This window comes from Treponema sp. R6D11 (assembly GCF_054786075.1).
In genome coordinates, this window is sequence record NZ_BDHD01000273.1 from 1 (window position 1) to 1,888 (window position 1,888).

Consider the following 1,888-nt stretch of genomic DNA (forward strand, 5'->3'; position numbering starts at 1 on the left):
TTTGGAGAGAAAAAAAACCCGAATTAACCCAGAAAAAAAACAACGGATGTACAAAGAAAAAAAAACCCCCAGATTTTCCGGAAAGAGTGACAAAAAAATCCCCCCCCCCCCCCCTCCACAAGCAAAACCAAATAAAAAAAATGCTTTTTTTTTTTTTCGTTCTCCTATATATTCAACACATCCCCTTTACCCTTTTCCTTGTTAAGAAGAATTTTTTAAAAAATTCCCGCCATATCATCGTCCTTTAACGCTGTCCACAGGGCCACGCCTTCGCTTAAATTCATCGGGAAAAGGCGCTGGGCGAATTTATTCGCCATTACAAGGTTGTTTTTCGCGTCGCAGACAAGAACGCCCACGTCCATGGAATCCATTACGGTTTCTAAAAGGTTAATTTCGCCTATCGCGGAAACTAAAAGCTCTTTTCGCTGTCCCGTATCGAGTTTGTCTATTTTGTTTAACGCCCTGCGGTAGAATTTAACCATAAGCGTTCCCGTACGGCTTTACCATATCATTTTTAAGGCTGTAAAAAAGACCTTCCAGGGCGAGGGCGGCGCTTATGTTCAGCGTGTTTACGGCTGTTTCGGTTTCGTTTATGCGTTTTCGGAAAATGTCCCTATAAACGATAAATTCTGGATCATCGGCCTCCCGCGCAGCGTCGCAAACCATGTCAAGGCAAATTTCAAAAAAGCGCGAAATTGAATCGTTTTCAAAATTAGAGCTTTTTTCCAAGAGCGTCTTAACTACGGCGGCCGCGTCCACTGTGCGCTCAAAACCCGCCTCGTTCGCTATTGGCGCGTAACGCTGTCCAAGAACGTTGATAATTTTCGGCGTTTGCGTCCCGTCTTTTTTAACCAAAGAAGTAACAGCGCGGGCGAGCGAAACGATGAACCAAGCGGCGAGCGGGTACAGCTTTTCCGCCCCCGCGGGAAGAAACGAATCAAGGTAGGCGCTTACGATAGAGCCGCCCGCGGAAAGGGATTCCTCTTTTACGGTATCCTGAAAAACCCTGCGGATTACTTCCCTCTCGCCCTGTTCGCTTCTTTTTACAAAACGGTAAGGGCGCAAACGCGATAAAATAGTCGGCATAATCGCCTCGCGCCTTTGCGTGGTAAGCACGATGCTGACCGTTTCTGGCGGCTCTTCAAGAAGTTTTAAGAGGGAATTACGCGCCTCTTCCCTCATGTTTTCGGCGTTTTCAATAATGAGCGTCTTGCGCTTTCCCGTCGGGGCAAGCCTGCACCAGTACGCCGCTTTTCTTATGTGGTCAATCGGTATCGTGCCGCCGATTCCGTCTTCGATAAGGGTTTGGGCTGTTTTTACAAGGGACGTGCACTGTTTTTCAAGGGCCGACGGAAGGACTTGAGCGGAGTTTGTAAGCCACAAATCGCTTAACCCCTCTTCAAAGGACTGCAACGTGGAAGAAAGTTTGCTTAATTTAGGGTCTTCTTCCATTAAAACGGGAGAAAATCTCATCTGCAGTTTGCGTAAGGAACGGATAAAGAGTTTTTTAGGGCCGTTTGCGGCCGGATTGCGCCAAAACGTCGAACAGCTCGCGAAAATTTCAGCGGCGAAGGAACGCGGGCCTAACATCAACAAATCCACATGTTGCAGATAACGGTGTTTTTCGCAAGATGGGCATTCACATTTCCATGAAGCGTCTTTTTCGCAGGAAAGAATACGGGCGAGTTCCAGCGCGGAACTTCCTTTTCCCGATTCAGAAGGGCCGTAAAACAACATGGAAGGCGCAAGCCTTTGCGAGAGAATATCATTCTGTAACTGAAGAACAGCGCCCTGCTCTATGATATTTTCAAACACCTTACGTACTCCCCGTCGTTCTTCCTATTATCAATGGTAACAGAATTTTCGCAAAAAAGCTGTCTTGCAAGAT

The 1,888-nt window shown here is 46.9% G+C and carries 2 protein-coding genes; both read right to left on the bottom strand.

Features of this window, described 5'->3' with window-relative positions; all coding sequences use genetic code 11:
• Positions 1–215: 215 nt before the first annotated feature.
• Complete coding sequence (locus ACYVTD_RS12200; RefSeq protein ID WP_461248030.1) at positions 216–482, bottom strand: PAS domain-containing protein; 267 nt, start codon at positions 480–482, stop codon at positions 216–218.
• Positions 475–1,815 (bottom strand): DNA polymerase III, encoded by a 1,341-nt coding sequence (locus ACYVTD_RS12205; protein WP_461248031.1) that lies wholly within the window; start codon positions 1,813–1,815, stop codon positions 475–477. Before ACYVTD_RS12205 ends, ACYVTD_RS12200 begins: the two co-directional genes overlap by 8 nt.
• Positions 1,816–1,888 lie beyond the last annotated feature (73 nt).

Excerpts from the sequence above, each read along its gene's own strand:
- ACYVTD_RS12200 (WP_461248030.1), bottom strand. The coding sequence starts at position 482 with ATGGTTAAATTCTACCGCAGGGCGTTAAACAAAATAGACAAACTCGAT.